A 17995-nucleotide genomic window follows, 5' to 3' on the forward strand; every position below is an offset into this window, starting at 1 on the left:
GTCAGCTTCCGTTGAATGCTCGTGCTATGCCGTTGGCGATCGCGATCTCCATTCGCCGCCAATGCTCGTCCTCCAGCCACTTGGCCGTTCCCATCGTCTCGGCGGTGGGCTCGGCACCAGGTAGCCAGCGGTCGACCAGGGTCAGCAGCTGACCCAGGCCGTCCTCACTCAGGCGCTCAGCGTGGCCGAGCGCTTTTTTACGGTGATCTCAACGGTGGGGGCGTAGTCCTCAATCAGCGCGCCGGCGATGGAAAGGACGGTCATCGGGTTGGCCAGCAGCGGTTTCAGCAGTTCCTTGTGAGCGGGCACCACGGCGTTGACCAGCAGGTTGTTGGCCGGGGCGACCTTGTTCGAAGGCGTCAGGGCATTGATGTATTTGGTCATCAGGGCCGGATCGATCACGAAGTCCAGGGCCTGGTCGCCGATTTCCAGGGTCAGCTCGGTGCGTTCGGTCATGGTGTTGTTTCTCCAGTAGTGGGTTGGGTGATGCAAAAGGTGCGTACGTAGTCCTGCAGGCCGAGGATCATTTGCCTGCTGACAGCGAGCTGGTCGCGGAGGGTGAAATAAGCCTGTCGAGCGTCTGCAGTGAGTTCGGGGGAGCCTGCATCAGCCACGCCGCCGGCGCCGGTGTCGGCACGCTCACCGGTGGCGGAGCAGGTGGCGTTAACGCGCAGCCACTGATTGCGGCGATCGACAGCAAGCTGCAGATCCTGGTTGGTCTTGAGCGCATTACTCAGCTCCTGGGTGTGTTTGAGATCGATCGCCGCCGCCTGGGCCAGGCGCTCGCCGGCGAGCCGCGCCGCCTCGCGCAGGCCTGCGACTTCGTACTGGGCCACGTCGCGCTCCGATCGAGCGCTATCGCGCTGCTGCAGCACCTGGTCGAACGAGAACCAGGCGCCGCCGGCGGCGATCAGCACGACCAGGAGCAAAGGGAGTGGGGAAAAGGTCATCGGGCGCACAGCTCCGCTTCAGCCACACGCCGGCGGTGGAGCCCGGGCACGAACACCTTGTTGCCCTTAGCGTCGGTGACGTAGGCCCACACCGGGCGCCCGTCCGGCGACCAGGCCAGCGCCCGGCAACCCTCGGCGATCCTGCCGGCGTTGATCAGCGCGACCGCACGACTGGCGCACGTCGACGACGTGCCGACGTTGTGGCCGTGACTGCTCAGCGCGTCGAACGTGTCCTGGGTGATGTTCGGGTTGGTCAGGCAATCGGCCAGGGCCAACTGGCCTTTCTCGACCACCAGATGCTCCACCTCGGCGCAGCGCGCCGGCGACCAGTAGTCACCGACCACGACCGGATACGGGCTGCTGTGACGGGTGATGCCCTTGCACACGGTCGGCAGGCCTCCGGCCAGCTTGTCCGGGTAGACGGTGTTCTGGCCGTTGCCTTCCCAGGTGCCCAGGAACAGCACCAGGCCGGAGCTGCAGAGCGTGATTGCGCCGGCGGCGATCCTTCCGCGCAGGCTCATGGGAACAGCATCCGGAACAGGGTCGGACCGAGCGCCTGGGCGACCACGCCCAGGACCGTCAGGGCGGCCAGCATGCGGGTTACCTTGGTGCCGATGTCCGACACGGTGGCCGTCAGCTCCCGCTGCCCTTCGTTGAGCGCCGTCAACTGGGTGGCCATGTGTTCAAACTCGCCTTCCAGGCGGGTGACACGGCCAGGCACGGACTCATGGTGGGTCACCAGGTCAGCCAGGCGCTGCTCCAGGAGGGCCACGCGGATCTCCATCTTCGGTTTCTGCTGCAGGCGAGTGGTCATCGGGCACGCTCGAAAAGGGATTGGCACGGGACGCAGCGCGTCATACCGCCCAGGGCGCGGCGCGCCTCGGGGATCTCGTCGTCGCAATCGGTGCAATGGGTCAGGCTTGGCCCGCTCGGGCGGGTGCTGGCCAGGGCGGCGGCAATGGCCTGGTCACGCTGCCGCTGCTCCAGGGCCTGTGCGCGATCGAACGGGCAAACCATCAGCTCAGGCCCTCGATCTCGCTCGACGCCAGGTAGGGCACGCCGTTGATGTGGATAAAGTCCGGGCTCGACACGTCGAAATGCACCTTGTGCTTGTGCTTCTCGCCGCCCTTGGCGTCGATGTTCAGAAGGCTGGACACCTTGACCTTGCAGCCGAAGGCCTCGACGCGCAGCTCATCGGTCGGGGTCTTGGCGTAGAACAGCGCGTCGAACGGCTCCAACTCGCGGAAGCTGCCCGCCTTGCCGGCAGCCTCGATCAGCAGGTTGAAGTTGGTGGTGTCCAGCTCCATCTCGCCGGCGGCCGCGACGTCGCCGGCGACCCAGCCGTCAGGAACGCCCCGCGTCAGCGCGACGGCGCTGTTGTCGGTGATGTCGAGGGTTGCGGTTTCGACGTGGACTTTCAGGTCACCCACGTTGATATCGAAGTTCATGCCGCCGATCTTGGCCATGGGTTACTCCTGATTGTCCTGGGAAAGGTCCAGCGCGATGTTCGCGGTGATGTCTTTGGGGCAGTTGTGCGGGCGGATCTTCAGGAACACCTGGACCTGAGTGCGGCTGTTCCAGGAGATCACCAGGTCGCCGTCCTTCGGCGACTGGATCTCGCCCGGGAACACCTCGCCGGCAAACTTGATGGCCTTGGCCATGGCCCGAAGGGGCGCCATCAGGGCGCTGGTGTTGGCTGCCATGCTCGCGGCGCTGCTGTTGAGGCGCCGATCGCCGATCCGGCGGATCAGCAGCGGGCGGACCTGGCGCGCGGCCTTGTCGACCAGGCGCAGGTACTCCAGGACCTGGTAGTCGCTCGCGGGGGTGTCGAGCATGTTGGCGTCGCCCCAATACACGCCCTCGTAATCGGCATAGGTCTGCGACACGGAGAAGCGCGCCTTGTCCAGCTCGCTGCGGATCGCGGACGGCAGGGGGATGCCTTCCTTGTCCGCCGGCACTGCGCCGAGGCCGAGCACGGCGCCGCTGGCCACGCGCATCGGGCTGTCGGCAATGCTCCAGGCCGCGTTGGCCAGGCGTCCGGCAAGTACGCCCAGGTCGTTGCCATGCAACTGGGGCACGACCAGGACACGGGGCGCAGCGACGTCGGCGGTGATGGCCTTCTGTGCGACCAGGTATTCATCCCAGGTCGCGGTCGGCAGGATGCCGGCGGACGCGGCCATGACGAATACCCGGCGGCCATACTTGGCGCTCAGCTGCTCGGCGGCGGTGTGCATGGCGACCAGTTCGGCACCGGTGGCTACTGGCCGGGTGATAACGACACCCTCGACCGAGTAGCCCTGTTGCTGGGAATACTCCAGGGCGGTGGCCCAATCGCCTTCGGCGCCGATCGGCGCGGCCACGCAGGCCCAGCGATCGCCGCCGTTGGCCCGGGCTGCGGTGACCTGGGTTTTCAGGTCGCTGTCTGCAGCGCCCAGGGCGTTGGCCATGTCAGTGTCGGTGTTGAGGGGCAGCAGCTTGCCGGCGTTCTTGCCGGCGGGGCCGATGAAAAGGAAATAGCGCTCGATCTCGGTCACTGCGCCTTGGCCCAGGTTGAGATTGTTCACGCTGACTTTGCCGAGAGCCATAAGCGGTCGTGCTCCGTTAACGGGGTGAGTTGAGGATTTGCAGCAGCACCTGGTTGACCAGGAGGCTGGTTTCCTGGGCGTTCGCCCCCAGGAACTGGCGTTTCGGGAGCTTGATCTCCCAGCTGTCGGCGCCGGTGGTCTCGCCGCGTTCCTCGTCCAGGATCCGAATCAGCAGGCCGGCCTGCATGAAGCTGACGTGTTCAAGTATCCAGGCCACAGACGGGCGGGTGAGGCTCTTTTTGCCCGCCATCCGCACGCGAAAGCCCAGGCGGCGCAGGCGCTTGGCTTGCTTATGAGTGGATGCGTCCCCGGCGGAAACGCGGTTCCAGCGGCGCATCTGCTGGGCTGTACGGCGCTCCGAGGTGCCGTTGTGCTGCTGCGCGGCGACCCAACTGGTGAGGCCGTTGCGCCAGCCGAGGACGGCCTGGTCCTCGGTCAGACTGGTGACCATCATCAGCTTGCCCAGGCCGGCCTCCATCTTCCGCTTGCCGGCCTCCGTGTTCTTGCGCGGGGCGAAGGGCGACCCATCCAGGTTCTGTTGGCTACGGATACGCTGGCGGCTCATGGTCCGTACACGCTTGGAGACGTTGTTGAGCAGTCGCCGGCGTAACTGCGGCTTGAGCTGCAGCAGCGCCAGTTGCTCGCGCACGCCGAGCAGGCCCCGCGCATCGATGTCGAAAACGCGGCTAGCCATGGCTGACATCGCCGTGTTCAGCAACCCACAGATCGAACGGCACGAACGACCAGGTGCGACCGAAGGCCAGCACCTCGCCGGCGGGATCTTCAGCCAGGTACTGTGGTTCGACGAATTCCAGGACCAGCTCGACGTCGAACAGGTCGTTGGCCAGGTCCAGCGGCTCGACCGAGAACTCAGGCGCGGCCAGGTCGAATCGGTGCCGATCGGGGTCGTTGGTTTCCAGCCAGCTGCCGACCAGCGCCATCAGGCGTCCAGGGTGGTCGTTGAAGCGCTCCAGGCTGATCACCGCCCGATAGCGCATGTTGCCCATCTGCAGGCCTTGTTCGGTGTCGGCCCAGGTCAACTGCAGGCCGACCTGCTCGGTCCAGGAGTCGAGCTGCTCCTGGGGGACCAGTTGGCGGTCGACCAGGTACGCAGTCAGTGCCTTGAGCCTGATCATGCGAGGGCCACCGTGATGCGGCCGCGGCCCTGCAGGGCGCGGATGGCGGACTGGCTGAATGCCAGGAAGGTTTCGGCCCGCTCCGGGGCTTCCTTGCCGGTGTTCTCGGCTACCTCGCGGCGGGAGACGGTGGCAAAGTCGGTCAGGGCGGTGGACTTCGCCCGGCAGTACACGGCGCGCTTGTACAGCTCGACCTTGAATTTGCGCTCGGGTAGCAGCAACGGATCGGCGGTCGCTACGGACTGCATGCCCAAGCCCTGCCAACGGCCCTGCAGGACACGCAGGTCCTCGTTCACTTCGGCCATGGCAATGGTCAGTTGAGTGACCAGCGTTTCGCCCAGGTACTCGCCGGGCAGGCGGTAAGCCTTCTGGTACTCAGCCAGGGAGAGATCCGGCCAAAAGCCGTTGTTCTCGATGGTCTGGTCCACCACGGTGGAGGTTCTGCCTGAAAAGCTCATCGCTGATCACTCGAAAAGGGCGGGAAGCACCGTTTCAACGGGGTAGGCCAATGAATTGGCTATCTCGTTTCACGGGTTCCCGCTGGGGGGGTAGTCGGTTATTGGGTGCCGGCGGCTTCCTGCTTGCGCAGGACCTTGCGGCAGTTATCGATTCGGACGTCCACACCAACCTTGGAATAGAGCTGTTGCGCTCGTTCCAGGTGCTTCAGTGCGGTCGCCCATTCCTTGTTTTCCTGGGCACGAATGCCAATCAGCTTGTGGAACTTCGCGGGGATCTGCTCCGGCAGGTCCCATTCGCCATCAACGCGCGGCAGCAGGTCAGATAGATACGGCTCCGGGCTACGGTTGGCCTTGTATTCGTCATAAGCCCATGCGCAGACCGAATCGGCGACAAAGGTCTGGATGTCGCGGCGCTTGAAGCGCTCCGGCATCACCTGCCCCTGGGCTATGGCGATGTCGGCCAGCTCCAGGGCATCGACGAACTGCGCGGTGTCGAACAGCCAGACCATGACCTGGACCAGGACGCGGTTCGGAAAGACCAGACCGGACTCGATGTAACGCTGGATGTACTCCTGGTACTTGGGCAGCAGCTCACTACGCTTGAGGTCCTGGCGGGTGGCCATGCCCTGAATCGAGCTCAGGCGGGCCAGGTCCTCGTCCAGTGCGGCTTCCATCAAGGCCAGGTGCTTGCGTGCATTCGCCGGGCTGCCCAGTGCCTCGCCTGGCGAGTACGGCAGCGCAGCAGCGGCGACCGCGCTGGCCACCGCCGACACGCCCTGGGCGAGTACGCGGCGCTTGTGCTCCAGGGCCAGGCTCACTTGACCGTCTCCACGGAATCGGATTCCAGGTAGGCGAACTTGCCCAGTTGCTCGATCACATAGCCTTCGTTGCGACCGTTGTAGTCCTCGACGCGGGAACGCTTCGGGTTCTCCAGGAGATGGCGGCGCCAACTGGTGCCCTGGAAATAGATCGAGAGGTTCTTCCAACTGGTGACCAGGATGCCTTTCGCCGGGAAGAACGGGATCAGGAAGGACTGCAGACCGCCATAGGTAGCGATAACCTGCTGGTCCTCGATCCGCTCTTTTTCCGTGGGGGTCTGGCCCTGGGCGGCATACAGCTTGCCCTTGTCGTAGGCCAGCAGGTCGGAGCCGACAATGGCGATCAGGTCGCCCTCATCACGGAAAACCGGGTCGATCATCTGCTTGACGTCATGCACCGCGGCATCGAGGTTGGCGTAGTCGCCGCCCTTGCCTAGCATGATTTTCTCAGCCGGTGCGGCGGTCCTCAGGACTTGCTCCGGAATCTGCTCGCGGGCGATCTGCAGCCAGCCTTTGTTCACGTCCTGAAGCATCGGGTACTGGTCGCGATCCGTCTGGGTTGCGACAGACTTGCCGTGGAAGCCGACCATGATGCGGTCGAGCGCGATCCGGTGCTGGACTGCGGCCAGGTAGCGCTCGGCAAAGTCGGGGAACTGCGACCAGGCGTCGATCGTCGCGAATTTCAGGGCGACATCGGTTTCAGTGCTGAACAGCTCGTACTCGTTGTTCTTGAGATCGAGCAGGGAGCGCGGCTCGCGGTCATTCTTGTCTGTGTCAGTACGACCGGTGGCTGGACCGTTCAGGCCCATCAGTACCTTCTCGCCCTTCAGATCGCGGACAGGTACGACGTTGATCCGCTGCAGGAAGTCGGAACGCTCGGTGATCTGTTCGTTCAGCTCCTGGGCATGGGCTGGCTCGACCGCGAAGGTACGAGCCGCGTCACCGACGTTATAAGCCTCGGCCAGCTCGCGCTGGAGCAGCAGGTACTGTTCTTCAGCGTGTTGAGAGAGGGAAGCCATTAGCGCAGACCCTTGCGTTTTTGGCCTTGGGCGCCGGTGGTGCGCTGCACCTGGCGGCGATTGGCCGGGGTGTTGAACATCTTGGTCATGGACTCTTGCAACTCGTCGATACGAGCGCTTAGTTCCTTGACACCTTTGTCGCCTTTACCGCCCTTGCCGTTGCGACTGTAGTCGCGGTCCTCGTTGGCCTGGTCAACCACGTCCTGTACGGCGGAGCCAACGGCGTCGACCTGCTCCTGGTTGTCTGCCGGGTCGACATCTTCCACGACCGGCTCCAGGACGGCCTGGAGGCCGGCCAGCAGGATTACGAATTGATCACACAGCGCCTGCAGCGCCTTGGCTGTTGCTTCATCCATCGGTTTCTTCTCTCGGGGTGAGGGGGTGTCAGGGGTGCCGCTGATTTCGGCGAAGCTTTTGAACAAGCCGGTCAGTGCGGAAAACAGGCGGCGCATTTCGCCTTTTGGCTGACCGCCCTCGCGCAGGGAGCCCAGGGCAACGGCGTTGCAGTAATAGGAGGTCCGGGCATAGCGATGGCCTCTGCGGGCGCCCCGGGAGAAATACAGCTCCTGAGTGCCCAGGCTTGCCGGCGAGTCGGTGACGGCCAGGCCAGTCAGGTAGAACCGTCCCGACTTGGCAAAGTCGGGGGTGATCTCGACGCTGGTGAATAGCTTTTCGCCTTCGTCGTTCAGTTGCAGCAGCTTGTTGTTGGGCTTGAGCTGCGCCTCCAGGGCCACCTGGCCAGGCTCCAGTTCCGGGTCGTCCTCTACGAGACGCACGGCAAAGACGGTGCCGTGGGAGCCTGGCCAGCGTTCGTGTTCGCTCCAGATCACCGCCGTGTACACGGACAGCTTGTAGGTCTCGGCGCAGTCGCGTAGCTCCTGGACGGTAATCTCCCGGTTGTCTGCAGTCGGGCCGCTGACAGCTACGCGCTTCCAGTAGGAGACAAGGGATCTGGGCATCAGTGAAACGCTCGGTAGTGGTCGATGAGCGCCACGATAGGGAGCCGATCGGCCCCTGCAAAACGGTTTGCTTGAGCGGAATTCCTATTTTCACGATCTAGGAAAATCGCTCACTTTTAGCCCGCGTTTATGGGGATTTCGCCGCATAGACTGCGGCCCCATGAACTACTCAATCGAAGTCAAGGAAGCCGCAAAGCGCCTCTACCTTCGCCGCGCCTCGGTCAAAGAGATCCAGGCTCAGCTGAAGCTGCCAAACGTCCGGATCATCTACTACTGGATCAGGCAGGGATCGTGGGATGAGATGCTGACGGATGAAGAACCGGTGACGGCTGTCAGCCGGCGGATCACGCTCATCCTGGAGAAACAGGAGACGCTGACAAAGGGCGACCTGGACGAGTTGGAGCGCCTGACATCCATCAGGGAAAAGCTGATCAAACAGTCTGCCCGGCCTGCAGCACCGGCGGCGAATGACACGCCGGCCAGGGACAACGAGCGCCCACGCAGGGAGCGCCAGGACCAGGGAAGCCGTGGCGGCAAGAAGCGGGAAAAGGAGCTGAAGAACGATATCAGCAAGCTGACCGAGTTGGATTTCCTGGAGAAATTCACCTCCAGGATGTTCGGCTACCAGCTGGAACTGTTCCAGGCCAAACAGAACCCGCTGACCGCACGTATCCGTAACGTCCTCAAGTCACGTCAGATCGGCCTGACCTACTACTTTGCTGCCGAAGCCTTCATGGATGCGGTGCTGACTGGGGACAACCAAATGTTCCTGTCGGCCAGCCGCGCGCAGGCCGAGATCTTCCGTAGCTACATCGTCACCTTCGCGGCGGAATGGTTCGACATCCAGTTGACCGGCAACCCCATCAAGCTCTCCAAGGACGGCAAGCCCTGGGCCGAGCTGCGTTTCCTGTCGACCAACAGCAGCACCGCCCAGGGGCACCACGGGCACGTCTACATCGACGAATACTTCTGGATTCGCGATTTCCTAAAGCTCGACGGCCTGGCCGGGGCGATGGCCTCCCATGCCAAGTGGCGCAAGACGTACTTCTCAACGCCGAGCGCCGTGACGCACCAGGCGTATCCGTTCTGGACTGGCGAAGAGTTCAAGAACAGCAAGCGGGGCAAGAAGCTGGCGAGGGACTGGCCGAGCGACCAACAGATCCACGCCGGGGCGCTCTGTCCGGACGGCCAATGGCGCAAGGTCATTACCGTGCTCGATGCCGAGGCCGGGGGCTGCAACCTGTTCGATATCGATCGGCTGCGGCTGGAGAACGACGAAGACCGCTTCGATCAGCTGTACATGTGCAAATTCATCGACAGCACACAGAGCGCGTTCGGGCTCAAGGACCTGGAGCGCTGCTACTCCGACCTCAGCTTGTGGGACGACTATCAGCCAGAGGCCGATCGACCGTTCGGCGATGCTCCGGTGTGGCTCGGTTACGACCCAAGCCGCACCAGGGACGATGCTACGTGCGTCGTGGTGGCACCGCCCGCCGAGCCCGGGGGCAAGTTCCGGATCTTGGAGAAACACAGCTGGCGGGGGCAGTCGTTCACATACCAGGCGGCCCAGGTCAAAAAGCTTACAGAGCGGTTCAACGTGCAGCACATCGGCATCGACACGACGGGCGTCGGGATCGGTGTTTACGACCTGGTGCACGACTTCTACCCACGGGCCAGGCAGATCCACTACAGCCTGGAGACGAAAACGACACTGGTCCTCAAGGCCCAGGACGTCATCCAGGCTGCCCGGATCGAGTGGGACGCCGGGTGGACCGACATCGCCCAGGCCTTCCTCACCATCAAGCGCGGCACCACCGGTGGCGGCCAGATCACGTTCAGCGCCTCCAGGACCGAGGCCACGGGGCACGCGGACATCGCGTGGGCCGTCATGCATGCCCTGCACAACGAACCTTTGAACACCAACAGGCGGCGCAGTAGCCGCTACCTCCTGAGTGGAACCCATGCCAAGAGCGAACAGAAAGCAACGACACAACCGGCAGCCCGAGCGACAGCAAACACGGGTGTTCACATTCGGGGAGCCGGAACAGGTCCTGACCAGCAATATCGGCGAGTACTTGGGCGTGTTCGCCAGCGACGACGGGCGGCTGTACAAGCCACCGGTATCCCGCGCCGGCCTGGCCAAGCTGCTGCGTGCCAATGCGCACCACGGCGCCATTCCGAAGTTCAAGCGCAACTTGCTGTTGCGTGAGTTCATTCCGTCTGCAGGCTGCAGCATCCACACAATGGGTTGTGCCGCCCTGGACTACATGGTGTTTGGAGAGGCTTATTTCCTGGTGCACTTCAACTTTGCAGACCAGGGCCTGGAGTTGGAGCACCTGCCGGCGATCAACATGCGGGTAAAAGTTGGCGGTGGATTCGTCATGTTGCTGCCCAATGGCCAAGAAGAAGAGTTCGACCAGGACGAGATTATTCAGGTCAAAGACTATGATGTGGAACAGAACATCTATGGTGTTCCTGACTACCTGGGCGGCCTGCAGGCATTGCTGTTGAATGAGGCAGCTACCTTGTTCCGTCGTCGGTATTACAGCAACGGCGCGCATGCTGGTTACATCTTTTATACCAATGATCCGAATTTGTCCGAGAAGGACGAAGACGAGCTTAGAGCGCAGATCAGTGCGAGTAAGGGCGTTGGTAACTTTCGCTCGATGTTTGTGAATATTCCAGGCGGCCAAGAGAACGCTATCAAGATCATCCCGGTCGGTGACTTTCAAGCCCGGGATGAGCTGGAGAAAGTTAAGAACATTACACGGAATGACATTATTGCAGCGTGGCGGATGAATCCGGCGCTAGCGGGGATTATTCCCGAGAATACCGGCGGCTTTGGTGACATCGAAAAGATCGATCGGGTGTACACGAACAACGAGATTCGACCCATCTGCCAGTTGTTCAGTCAGGTCAACGAAGTGTTGCGCGAAGATAGGCGCATCAGCTGGAAAAAGAACGAGAAATAGCAACAGTCTGACTAAAATTAATAGGTTCAGTGGGCACTGCTTTATGGCAAAATAGTACCCAATCAGGAACCTAAGGGAGGGGGTGTATGCGAGTCTACTGCAAGGAGTGTAATGGGAAGGGCAGGATATCTTCTAGGAACGATATTTCTATGGAGTTTTCGTCTCTCTACTGCACCTGTTTAGACTGTGGCCATCGTTGGGTGGCCCATCTAACTTTTTCGCATACCCTAACCCCTTCAGAGCAGATGCTTGATCGTCTTGTTTTTGATCAGCTCCGAAAATTACCCAAGTCTCGACAGAAGGAGATCTTTCAACAGCTTGGCGCTATAGATGCGCGGTAGCTGTTGAAAGTTCTCTCTATGTTTTCGAAGTCCTTCATCAGGCCCGTAGAGAACTGTATTAAACCAACGCGCCCGCGCTCGGATAGTTCGGTGGTAGGAAGTTCAGTTAAAAGGGCAAGCAGGTTTCCGTGGTTCTCCAGGTCATCGGCAAGTTTGTTAAGGCAGAGGGTTGGTTGTGACATGCGTAACTCCGTTTTTCATAATGGCACATAGCCAATATATTGTCGTCGAACGGTCTGCGCGTCAAGAAAATAAAGCGGTTGAAATTGCAGTGCAAATTATGCAATTAGTTTCTTGATGTGATGGTCTGATCTGGTGTGAGTTTGGGTATGTGTGTGGTAATAAGAAATGGGCGCTTATGCGCCCATTCTGTAATCAATGTGTATTGAGTTAATACTATTTCAATACTCTTTGAGTTTGTGTTTTAGGGAGTTGATTCTCACTACCCCAAATTTTCGCTCTCCAGTTTCTCCCTCAAGTGCAACCACGAACATGTCAGCGGGTAGCGGGATCAGCACCAGACCGTCGCCTGGATCATGGTAGAGGTGTTGGGTCGCTTGCGTCAGATTGAAGTCATTTCCAAGGCCCAACTGACGGCGTGCTTCTTCCGTCTCGATCTTGGTCACTTCAATTAGGTTTCCGTCAATAAGCATCACGCCGCTCCCTTCAAGTTCAGTTGAGCTTCCAGTTCCTCAACTCGCGAAGTTAGAATTCGTGTGAGCCTCCGCAGCTCTGTGGAGTCCAGGTCGCCAGTTATAGAACCCTTGAGCCGACTGATAATTTCTGAGTTCATGCTTCGGCCATTACTTGCTGCAACTTCGGCAATAAGATCGCGCAGCCCATCAGGCAAGCGAACTACGAACTTGTCAGCAGTGCGGGAGTCAGTCTTCTTGTGGGTCATGGTTATTCTCTCCTTCAAAGGGATGATGTGTGTGGAGCGGTGGCCAGCAACTGGCGAACCAGAGCAACGTCCTGGACGGACAGATCGCCGCGACAACAGGCTGCGTCGGTGACCTTCTCCAGTCGTGAATAGGCCTCTGGGGTCTTCATGACCAGGAAGCCGATCAGGGCTCCCCCCACGATCGCTGTGGCCTGCAGGCGGCTCGGTGTTGTGGTAGCCTTCGAACCGCTGCCGCTTGGGGTTGGTACTCGCATGTTCTTCTCCTTGTTTCGGTGGTTGGTGCCAGGGAGCTGCAACTCCTTGGCACCGTCTCTATCAGCCCCGGTTAACGGCCTTGGCCGTGTACACCGGGCGCGTCACGCACTGAACTTCAAATACTCCCAGCTCCACGCCATCGACCTGCTTCAGGTGCACTTCGCAGGTCCCGGGCGGACTCTGGTGGTATCGCCAGAAGTCACTGGCCACCAGTTCAGCCAGATCCTCGGCCTTGGCGTACAGCAGGTACGTTGCTGGCATCAGCATCGCGCCGGCCTGGCCGTCCACGGTGTAGAACACATTCATTCCAGTGTCTCCGGTGCCCATTGCTCGATCAGGCGCTGCCAGATCGCGCTGCCGCCTTGGATGCGTTCGTGCACCTCCAAGTCGGGGGTGAAGTCCATCATCAGGACCTTCAGGCAGTCTTCGAACAGGTCGATGTCCAGGCTGCGCAGGGTGCTGAGTTCAAAGGGGAAGTCCTCGCCGTTGTAGATCCCCAGCAGGAAGCGCCCCAGGACGCGGCTCTGGCCGTGGTCGCGCAAGGCGATCGGGACCAACCGATTGAGTGCCTGAGTTCCAGCAACACGGATAGCCGGTAGCTGCTGCTGGTGGGCTTGGACTTTGGCCAGTGCGGTGGCCATGGTTCTTGCTCCGTTGCTCATTGGTGCTTCTCCTTGTGGTGCCTGGCGGCACATATGGGCGGATTTCCACCCGGTTGTTGAATGTGTTGCGTGTACCCCCCGAGCATCTGGAATAACTGGAAGGAACCCATGTAGGTAGGTCTGTAACCCTTGTGTTTGTTGGTCTGCAGCTTCTGGGGCTCCTTCCAGCTGGGGTGGAAGGTGGTGGAAGGCCAAATCGCCACCATTCGGCTGCAGGCCGCGCAGTGCCTGGGCTACAGCCGTTTCACGGAGAAACCTCCAAAGTGGAAGGTTGGTGGAAGATGGTGGAAGGAAATTCCTTCCGCTGCCTTCCACTGGTACGCCGATTGCTGGATGGCTGTAACTGCCTGTATTCATTGACCTATTCCTATTCCTTCCAGATATTCCAGATGATTTAGGGGACTACTCAGAAAACGCAGATCCCTCCAGCCAGGTGCCGCTCCCGATCGCTCACCCCTGCGTTGGCGGGCTTATCCGTTCTTCTTGAAGATCCAGCAGTTCAACGATCGCTGCTCGATTCGGGAGTGGCACTTGCGTGTTTCCAGGAAGGTGTGGGTCTTGCTCGTTTTCAGCGCTTTCTGCAGAAGGATGGTCGGCAGCGCTTCAAGACCTGCAGCACGACTGGCGGTCTGGAAATGCTGGATGTTGATCGCGATCAGGCCTTTGTCCGAGCTGTGGTTGAGGGTCTCCCGGGTTTCCTGGCGTGGGCCGGAACCGTCGTCGATCGTCACCACCTGTTCGTTGAGGTAGTGATAGGCCTGCCAGAACAGAGCAGCGGTCTTGCTCTCGGCAGAGAGCGTCTGCTGTCGATCGAGCGCGCGTGCTTCCAGGTGCTTGGCCAGGCTCTCGATATCTCGGTCAGACCATTCCGGGAACAGTGACTGGGTGGCCATGGCTGCAGCCAGGATCTGTGCATGCACCTGGACGATACGGGCATGGCTGACGCCGCCGACGGCCAGGAACCGGCGTTCGCACTCGCGGTACACATCGAAGTAGCGCTGTAGCCAGGCGCTTTCCTGGCTCAACACTGCTGCCAGGTAGCCGGACAGTTGTTCGACGGACATAGCCTTGAGGCGATCAGCAACCTCCTTCAGCTCTGCCGTGTGGTGGTCGCATGTCATGTGGAAGTACCCAATGCGAGTCAGGATCGCTTCCGATCCCTCCACCATGGTGTTCTGTGAAATGCAGATCGACCCGCGAAAGATCAGCGCGTCAGTGTCGCTATTGCCCGTTTTCACACCGGTAACACGCAGCTTGGCATTGATGTCGAACAGGGACTTAATCTCGTCCCAGTTGTACTGGATGATCACCGTTCGCCCCATGGCGTCTGTGGTTTCCTTATCGGATTCCATCAGGACTACCGGCAAGTTGCTTACTGCAGAGAGCGAGCGCAGCAGGCCGATTGCTGATGCTCCAGATCCGCTGGGTTTGATCCCTTCTTCATTCTTTCGGCCAACCAAACGCCACAGAAAGCGAATCAGTGTCGACTTGCCCGCGCCGGCGGCGCCGGTCAGTTCCAGGAATGCCCATCCTTGTTGTACGGCGCGGATCTGCTCTGCGAACAGGGAGCCCGTCCACCACGCCAGGCTGGCCAGGCCGTTGAGGCCAAACACGGACTTGAAGTCATTGAACCAGGACGGATCGAATGATTGGCCGCGGTGCATTGGGTAGCTGCGGGCAGAGGTCTTCAGACCTTGCCCCTTGATGTCGAGGAAGCCGTGGTCGTTCACTTGCATGGCCTTGCCTTTGTAGAAGCCAAAGCCGGGGTAGCAGTAGGCACCGGTCACCTCGTCGTACCCGACAAAGGGCAGTGTGCGAACTACGTTGGGGTCACGCAGCCATTCGCTCTTGAGCATTCCCAGGACTTTCTCCCCGCCTTCGAACATGCCGCCGGGTGTCCTCTCCAAGAGGGCCTTGGCGAAGCCTCGGGGTTCAGTGATAGCGCTCGGTGGCAGCGGCTCCCTGCAGTTCAAGCGGCGATTCGGAAAGTCGAACTTGAAGAAGTAACGCTGCTCCCCACTGATCGCATCGCGCTCCAGGTACTCGAAACGGGGCACGCAGTTGGCCACCTGGCTGATGGTTGTGTGCTTCGTGAATTCGGTGCGGTATCCGGTGGGTTCTTCCCCTGCTTTACGTGGCATGTCATCCAGGTCCTTCTGCAGCTCGGACGTGTTCACCCGGGCCGAAAAAAGGCATTGGCCAAACTCCACCAGGAAGAAGGGGCGCGGGCGGCGGGTATACAGCAAGTAGGCTTTATGGATGGCCGAACGGGCGCAAAACAGCTGGCCCTGGTACAGCGCGTCCTGGATGAACACGTCATCCAGTTGGCCATCGCGGTAGACGTCATCCCAATCGCGGCTGCCGGAGAGTGCCACCTGGCAGCTTTCCTTCATCGTCGTCAACCGATCCCGGTACTTCGGGATCACGTCATGGCCGGCGCGATCGTCATCGAGGGCAATAACCCAACGGACGCCTTTACCCTGTTCGGCCTCGATGATCTGCCAGGGGAAGTTGTTGCAGCTGATCGCGGCGATCGCCTTGTAGCCGGCGAGCCAGAGTGCAATCGCGTGGAAGATCCCTTCGACAACGAACACCAGGTCGTCTTTCTGGTAGGTCTGGCCCTTGGGCTCCCAGCCGTGGCCCTTGTATTTCATGCCTTTGCGGATGCCGGCCTTGTCACCGTCGTTTGCGGCCACGGCAGTTGCATCAATGATTCGTTCCCAATAGCCGTCACACAGCGGGAAGCGCACGGTTGCCGCGTAGGAGCCATCAGCCATCTGTCGACGGGCCTGGTCGTACCAGCCGGCGATTCGTCTGATTTCGAACCCACGGGTGCGCTGCAGATATGCATCGGCTGTCGCGTTGGGGTTCTCCACGGTCGGCGGGAAGCGGTCACTCAGGTTTTCGAACAGGTAGCGATACCGCTCCCGAGTCTTTTCCTCATAGCCACACTGGTTGAGGCGGTTGCACTTGATCTGGAACGGTTTGAGCTTGCTGACGTAGATCGTCCGCTCACCGCAACCAGGACAAATCCCTTTGTTGAAATACTCCTGAGACTCGTCCTTGGATTGGAACCCCAGTTCCTTGTCGTGCTGCAGCTCGGGAACCACGTCATCTAGATAGATGCGGTCGTACTGCTCCGGGGTGAATCGTGCGTTCATGCGAGCCCCTTACCGCTTTCCGGCTGCCCGAACGCGCTCTGCTTGTTCGGCTGCTTCCATGGCCAGGTGTACCAAGTTGATGAGGACTGCTGACTTAGAACCCTCGGCCTTTGGACGGATGATGTAGCGGCCCGTCTCGATCTCGCGGCGAATTGCCGAATCTGACTGTCCGGAGCGCTTGGCGTACTCGCCTACCGTGACGTAGGGCGTGTCGATAGTGATCTGCATTCTGTTAACCTCTCGCGAATATTGGGGATCAAAGTTCCATATCTGGAACCATGATGGTTCCAAGTTTGGAACCTGTCAAGAGAGGAGAAGCACATGGATATGCCGGCGAAGATGAAAGCGATCCGTTCTAAGGAAGGGCTGACACAGGGGGAGTTCTGCCAGTTGCTGGGTTTCAGCCTGAGCACCTGGAAGAAATACGAGGCGGGAATTACTGAGATGGCCTTGGCCCCGTTCCTGGCAGTAGCAAACCATGCTCGGTTCACGAAGTACGCGCTCTGGCTCACAACTGGCGAGACGTCGGCGGCGTGTGGCCAGATCAGCCCGGTGTGAACCATGGCTATCACGAAGCTGCCGTCAGGTGTCTGGCTGGTCGACTGCAGGCCAGAGGGGAGAGACGGTCCCCGTTTCCGCAGGCGCGTGAAGTCGAAGAACGAAGCCATGCACCTGGAGCGCCGGGTTATGGGGGATGGATCTCGCGGAGAGTTTGAAGCGCCGGCCAAACGGGATGATCGAACCTTGGTCGATTTGGTTCGGCTATGGCACAAGCTCCATGGCCAGAATCTGAAAACTGGCGATGAGCGACTGGCCTTGCTGGTTGCTATGTCCGAGCGGATGGGAAACCCGAAGGCACAGGCCTTCACTTCATCCCACTTTGCCGTCTATCGGGCGGAGCGGGCGGAGGGAAAACACACCAGGTCAACACCAGGTCGCGGTTTCAGTAAAGCCGAAGGGCAGAGTAAGCCGATCAGTGCAAATATGCTGAATCATGAACTGGCTTACCTAAGGGCAGTGTTCAACGAGCTGGCCAGGCTGGGGGAATGGGTAGGTGAAAACCCGCTGGCCATGGTTCGCAAGCTGAAGTTTGATGAAGCGGAGATGGCCTATCTGGAGGTCGACGACATTCGTCCGCTCTTGGAGGCTCTGGCCGCCGAAGGTTCTGACGCCGGTCTGATCGCAGAGGTTTGTCTGGCCACTGGTGCCCGCTGGGGCGAAGCAGAAGGTCTTCAGCCGCGACAGGTTCGCAATGGGCTAATCCACTACCTTCGAACGAAATCCAGCAAGAGTCGGACTGTCCCTATCTCTAGTGATTTGGAAAGGCGCCTGCAGGCAGCTCTACCATTCCGGCCTGGGTACAACATCTTCAGGAAGGTGGTAGAGAACCTTGCACTGGATCTCCCTGATGGTCAGCTGACGCATGTGCTGCGACACACGTTCGCCAGTCATTACATGCGCAACGGCGGTGACATCCTCACGCTGCAGCGGGTACTCGGCCATGCGTCCCTGGCTATGACCCAGAGGTACGCCCATTTCAGCCCTGGGCACCTGGCTGATGTGGTCAATCTCAACCCCCTCGCGATTCGGCGTGGACACATTGTGGACACTTTTCATGGTTTTGAAGGGCACGCGGGCACATGCTCCCCAACCCCCAGAAACGGCAAAGCCGCGTATTACGCGGCTTTGGAGTTGGTGGGCCCACACGGACTCGAACCGTGGACCAAAGGATTATGAGTCCTCTGCTCTAACCGACTGAGCTATAGGCCCTCAGTTGG

General features: G+C 60.4%; 27 protein-coding genes and 1 tRNA gene. 5 read left to right on the forward strand and 23 right to left on the reverse strand.

Annotated features, from left to right (window positions below; all coding sequences use genetic code 11):
* Nucleotide 1: 1 nt before the first annotated feature.
* The 14 genes from ACM62G_RS14845 to ACM62G_RS14910 all read right to left on the reverse strand — a co-directional run bounded on the left by ACM62G_RS14845 (nt 2) and on the right by ACM62G_RS14910 (nt 7925).
* The gene (locus ACM62G_RS14845; protein WP_419737525.1) at nt 2-148 is read right to left on the reverse strand and encodes a DUF6890 family protein; all 147 of its coding nucleotides are present in this window, start codon (nt 146-148) and stop codon (nt 2-4) included.
* A 20-nt stretch (nt 149-168) separates the two neighbouring features.
* Nucleotides 169-456: a putative phage tail assembly chaperone gene (locus ACM62G_RS14850; RefSeq protein ID WP_419737409.1), complete on the reverse strand. Its 288-nt coding sequence runs from the start codon at nt 454-456 to the stop codon at nt 169-171.
* Nucleotides 453-950: a lysis system i-spanin subunit Rz gene (locus ACM62G_RS14855; protein WP_419737410.1), complete on the reverse strand. Its 498-nt coding sequence runs from the start codon at nt 948-950 to the stop codon at nt 453-455. Before ACM62G_RS14855 ends, ACM62G_RS14850 begins: the two co-directional genes overlap by 4 nt.
* A complete protein-coding gene (locus ACM62G_RS14860) occupies nt 947-1471 on the reverse strand; it encodes a lysozyme (protein WP_419737411.1) in 525 nt (174 codons plus the stop codon). The genes ACM62G_RS14855 and ACM62G_RS14860 overlap by 4 nt, the downstream gene beginning before the upstream one ends.
* On the reverse strand, nt 1468-1764 hold the full coding sequence (locus tag ACM62G_RS14865) for a hypothetical protein (protein WP_026007425.1): 297 nt from the start codon (nt 1762-1764) through the stop codon (nt 1468-1470). Before ACM62G_RS14865 ends, ACM62G_RS14860 begins: the two co-directional genes overlap by 4 nt.
* A complete protein-coding gene (locus ACM62G_RS14870; RefSeq protein ID WP_419737412.1) occupies nt 1761-1967 on the reverse strand; it encodes a TraR/DksA family transcriptional regulator in 207 nt (68 codons plus the stop codon). The genes ACM62G_RS14865 and ACM62G_RS14870 overlap by 4 nt, the downstream gene beginning before the upstream one ends.
* Nucleotides 1967-2416: a phage protein gene (locus tag ACM62G_RS14875; RefSeq protein ID WP_019360745.1), complete on the reverse strand. Its 450-nt coding sequence runs from the start codon at nt 2414-2416 to the stop codon at nt 1967-1969. The genes ACM62G_RS14870 and ACM62G_RS14875 overlap by 1 nt, the downstream gene beginning before the upstream one ends.
* 3 nt (nt 2417-2419) lie before the next feature.
* Nucleotides 2420-3535, reverse strand: coding sequence for a DUF2586 domain-containing protein (locus ACM62G_RS14880; RefSeq protein ID WP_419737413.1), 1116 nt, complete (start codon nt 3533-3535; stop codon nt 2420-2422).
* Between the two features lie 16 nt (nt 3536-3551).
* Nucleotides 3552-4229 carry a phage virion morphogenesis protein gene (locus ACM62G_RS14885; RefSeq protein WP_419737414.1) on the reverse strand — a complete coding sequence of 226 codons (678 nt, stop codon included), beginning with the start codon at nt 4227-4229 and terminating at the stop codon, nt 3552-3554.
* On the reverse strand, nt 4222-4671 hold the full coding sequence (locus ACM62G_RS14890) for a phage tail protein (RefSeq protein ID WP_419737415.1): 450 nt from the start codon (nt 4669-4671) through the stop codon (nt 4222-4224). The genes ACM62G_RS14885 and ACM62G_RS14890 overlap by 8 nt, the downstream gene beginning before the upstream one ends.
* The gene (locus ACM62G_RS14895; RefSeq protein WP_419737416.1) at nt 4668-5129 is read right to left on the reverse strand and encodes a head completion/stabilization protein; all 462 of its coding nucleotides are present in this window, start codon (nt 5127-5129) and stop codon (nt 4668-4670) included. The genes ACM62G_RS14890 and ACM62G_RS14895 overlap by 4 nt, the downstream gene beginning before the upstream one ends.
* A gap of 98 nt (nt 5130-5227) precedes the next feature.
* A complete protein-coding gene (gene gpM, locus ACM62G_RS14900) occupies nt 5228-5947 on the reverse strand; it encodes a phage terminase small subunit (RefSeq protein WP_419737417.1) in 720 nt (239 codons plus the stop codon).
* Nucleotides 5944-6966, reverse strand: coding sequence for a phage major capsid protein, P2 family (locus ACM62G_RS14905; RefSeq protein ID WP_419737418.1), 1023 nt, complete (start codon nt 6964-6966; stop codon nt 5944-5946). The genes gpM and ACM62G_RS14905 overlap by 4 nt, the downstream gene beginning before the upstream one ends.
* The gene (locus ACM62G_RS14910; protein WP_419737419.1) at nt 6966-7925 is read right to left on the reverse strand and encodes a GPO family capsid scaffolding protein; all 960 of its coding nucleotides are present in this window, start codon (nt 7923-7925) and stop codon (nt 6966-6968) included. Before ACM62G_RS14910 ends, ACM62G_RS14905 begins: the two co-directional genes overlap by 1 nt.
* A gap of 160 nt (nt 7926-8085) precedes the next feature.
* On the opposite strand from ACM62G_RS14910, the gene ACM62G_RS14915 reads away from it, so the two are divergent.
* The 3 genes from ACM62G_RS14915 to ACM62G_RS14925 all read left to right on the forward strand — a co-directional run bounded on the left by ACM62G_RS14915 (nt 8086) and on the right by ACM62G_RS14925 (nt 11238).
* Entirely contained in the window at nt 8086-10134 is a 2049-nt protein-coding gene (locus ACM62G_RS14915) for a terminase large subunit domain-containing protein (protein WP_419737420.1), read from the forward strand.
* Nucleotides 10061-10897, forward strand: coding sequence for a phage portal protein (locus tag ACM62G_RS14920; protein WP_419737526.1), 837 nt, complete (start codon nt 10061-10063; stop codon nt 10895-10897). The genes ACM62G_RS14915 and ACM62G_RS14920 overlap by 74 nt, the downstream gene beginning before the upstream one ends.
* Nucleotides 10898-10983: 86 nt before the next feature.
* Nucleotides 10984-11238: an ogr/Delta-like zinc finger family protein gene (locus ACM62G_RS14925; protein ID WP_419737421.1), complete on the forward strand. Its 255-nt coding sequence runs from the start codon at nt 10984-10986 to the stop codon at nt 11236-11238.
* On the opposite strand, the gene ACM62G_RS14930 is transcribed toward ACM62G_RS14925, so the two are convergent.
* The 8 genes from ACM62G_RS14930 to ACM62G_RS14965 all read right to left on the reverse strand — a co-directional run bounded on the left by ACM62G_RS14930 (nt 11208) and on the right by ACM62G_RS14965 (nt 16445).
* Nucleotides 11208-11420, reverse strand: a complete 213-nt coding sequence (locus tag ACM62G_RS14930; RefSeq protein WP_419737597.1) for a hypothetical protein — start codon at nt 11418-11420, stop codon at nt 11208-11210. The genes ACM62G_RS14925 and ACM62G_RS14930 overlap by 31 nt on opposite strands.
* A 219-nt stretch (nt 11421-11639) precedes the next feature.
* Nucleotides 11640-11891 carry a hypothetical protein gene (locus ACM62G_RS14935; protein ID WP_419737422.1) on the reverse strand — a complete coding sequence of 84 codons (252 nt, stop codon included), beginning with the start codon at nt 11889-11891 and terminating at the stop codon, nt 11640-11642.
* Nucleotides 11891-12166 (reverse strand): Arc family DNA-binding protein, encoded by a 276-nt coding sequence (locus ACM62G_RS14940; RefSeq protein ID WP_419737527.1) that lies wholly within the window; start codon nt 12164-12166, stop codon nt 11891-11893. Before ACM62G_RS14940 ends, ACM62G_RS14935 begins: the two co-directional genes overlap by 1 nt.
* Complete coding sequence (locus ACM62G_RS14945; protein ID WP_419737423.1) at nt 12154-12393, reverse strand: hypothetical protein; 240 nt, start codon at nt 12391-12393, stop codon at nt 12154-12156. Before ACM62G_RS14945 ends, ACM62G_RS14940 begins: the two co-directional genes overlap by 13 nt.
* Before the next feature lie 61 nt (nt 12394-12454).
* The gene (locus ACM62G_RS14950) at nt 12455-12700 is read right to left on the reverse strand and encodes a hypothetical protein (RefSeq protein WP_419737424.1); all 246 of its coding nucleotides are present in this window, start codon (nt 12698-12700) and stop codon (nt 12455-12457) included.
* Entirely contained in the window at nt 12697-13056 is a 360-nt protein-coding gene (locus ACM62G_RS14955) for a DUF7673 family protein (RefSeq protein ID WP_419737425.1), read from the reverse strand. The genes ACM62G_RS14950 and ACM62G_RS14955 overlap by 4 nt, the downstream gene beginning before the upstream one ends.
* Nucleotides 13057-13526: 470 nt before the next feature.
* A complete protein-coding gene (locus ACM62G_RS14960; RefSeq protein WP_419737426.1) occupies nt 13527-16217 on the reverse strand; it encodes a toprim domain-containing protein in 2691 nt (896 codons plus the stop codon).
* Nucleotides 16218-16226: 9 nt separating this feature from the next.
* Nucleotides 16227-16445, reverse strand: coding sequence for a hypothetical protein (locus tag ACM62G_RS14965; protein WP_419737427.1), 219 nt, complete (start codon nt 16443-16445; stop codon nt 16227-16229).
* A 93-nt stretch (nt 16446-16538) separates the two neighbouring features.
* Here ACM62G_RS14965 and ACM62G_RS14970 point away from each other — a divergent pair, with 93 nt between their 5' ends.
* A complete protein-coding gene (locus ACM62G_RS14970) occupies nt 16539-16775 on the forward strand; it encodes a helix-turn-helix domain-containing protein (RefSeq protein ID WP_419737428.1) in 237 nt (78 codons plus the stop codon).
* 129 nt (nt 16776-16904) lie between these two features.
* A complete protein-coding gene (locus ACM62G_RS14975; RefSeq protein WP_419737528.1) occupies nt 16905-17954 on the forward strand; it encodes a phage integrase in 1050 nt (349 codons plus the stop codon).
* Here ACM62G_RS14975 and ACM62G_RS14980 read toward each other — a convergent pair.
* Nucleotides 17911-17987: transfer RNA gene (locus ACM62G_RS14980), tRNA-Ile, on the reverse strand. The two genes, ACM62G_RS14975 and ACM62G_RS14980, sit on opposite strands and share 44 nt — an antisense overlap.
* Nucleotides 17988-17995: the final 8 nt, after the last annotated feature.

The organism is Pseudomonas sp. COR18 (assembly GCF_048568395.1).
GTDB classification, from domain to species: domain Bacteria; phylum Pseudomonadota; class Gammaproteobacteria; order Pseudomonadales; family Pseudomonadaceae; genus Aquipseudomonas; species Aquipseudomonas fuscovaginae_B.

Coding starts and splice junctions, on each gene's coding strand:
- ACM62G_RS14850 (WP_419737409.1), bottom strand. CDS start 456: ATGACCGAACGCACCGAGCTGACCCTGGAAATCGGCGACCAGGCCCTG.
- ACM62G_RS14855 (WP_419737410.1), bottom strand. CDS start 950: ATGACCTTTTCCCCACTCCCTTTGCTCCTGGTCGTGCTGATCGCCGCC.
- ACM62G_RS14860 (WP_419737411.1), bottom strand. CDS start 1,471: ATGAGCCTGCGCGGAAGGATCGCCGCCGGCGCAATCACGCTCTGCAGC.
- ACM62G_RS14865 (WP_026007425.1), bottom strand. CDS start 1,764: ATGACCACTCGCCTGCAGCAGAAACCGAAGATGGAGATCCGCGTGGCC.
- ACM62G_RS14870 (WP_419737412.1), bottom strand. CDS start 1,967: ATGGTTTGCCCGTTCGATCGCGCACAGGCCCTGGAGCAGCGGCAGCGT.
- ACM62G_RS14875 (WP_019360745.1), bottom strand. CDS start 2,416: ATGGCCAAGATCGGCGGCATGAACTTCGATATCAACGTGGGTGACCTG.
- ACM62G_RS14880 (WP_419737413.1), bottom strand. CDS start 3,535: ATGGCTCTCGGCAAAGTCAGCGTGAACAATCTCAACCTGGGCCAAGGC.
- ACM62G_RS14885 (WP_419737414.1), bottom strand. CDS start 4,229: ATGGCTAGCCGCGTTTTCGACATCGATGCGCGGGGCCTGCTCGGCGTG.
- ACM62G_RS14890 (WP_419737415.1), bottom strand. CDS start 4,671: ATGATCAGGCTCAAGGCACTGACTGCGTACCTGGTCGACCGCCAACTG.
- ACM62G_RS14895 (WP_419737416.1), bottom strand. CDS start 5,129: ATGAGCTTTTCAGGCAGAACCTCCACCGTGGTGGACCAGACCATCGAG.
- ACM62G_RS14905 (WP_419737418.1), bottom strand. CDS start 6,966: ATGGCTTCCCTCTCTCAACACGCTGAAGAACAGTACCTGCTGCTCCAG.
- ACM62G_RS14910 (WP_419737419.1), bottom strand. CDS start 7,925: ATGCCCAGATCCCTTGTCTCCTACTGGAAGCGCGTAGCTGTCAGCGGC.
- ACM62G_RS14915 (WP_419737420.1), top strand. CDS start 8,086: ATGAACTACTCAATCGAAGTCAAGGAAGCCGCAAAGCGCCTCTACCTT.
- ACM62G_RS14925 (WP_419737421.1), top strand. CDS start 10,984: ATGCGAGTCTACTGCAAGGAGTGTAATGGGAAGGGCAGGATATCTTCT.
- ACM62G_RS14930 (WP_419737597.1), bottom strand. CDS start 11,420: ATGTCACAACCAACCCTCTGCCTTAACAAACTTGCCGATGACCTGGAG.
- ACM62G_RS14935 (WP_419737422.1), bottom strand. CDS start 11,891: ATGCTTATTGACGGAAACCTAATTGAAGTGACCAAGATCGAGACGGAA.
- ACM62G_RS14945 (WP_419737423.1), bottom strand. CDS start 12,393: ATGCGAGTACCAACCCCAAGCGGCAGCGGTTCGAAGGCTACCACAACA.
- ACM62G_RS14950 (WP_419737424.1), bottom strand. CDS start 12,700: ATGAATGTGTTCTACACCGTGGACGGCCAGGCCGGCGCGATGCTGATG.
- ACM62G_RS14955 (WP_419737425.1), bottom strand. CDS start 13,056: ATGAGCAACGGAGCAAGAACCATGGCCACCGCACTGGCCAAAGTCCAA.
- ACM62G_RS14960 (WP_419737426.1), bottom strand. CDS start 16,217: ATGAACGCACGATTCACCCCGGAGCAGTACGACCGCATCTATCTAGAT.
- ACM62G_RS14965 (WP_419737427.1), bottom strand. CDS start 16,445: ATGCAGATCACTATCGACACGCCCTACGTCACGGTAGGCGAGTACGCC.
- ACM62G_RS14970 (WP_419737428.1), top strand. CDS start 16,539: ATGGATATGCCGGCGAAGATGAAAGCGATCCGTTCTAAGGAAGGGCTG.
- ACM62G_RS14975 (WP_419737528.1), top strand. CDS start 16,905: ATGGGGGATGGATCTCGCGGAGAGTTTGAAGCGCCGGCCAAACGGGAT.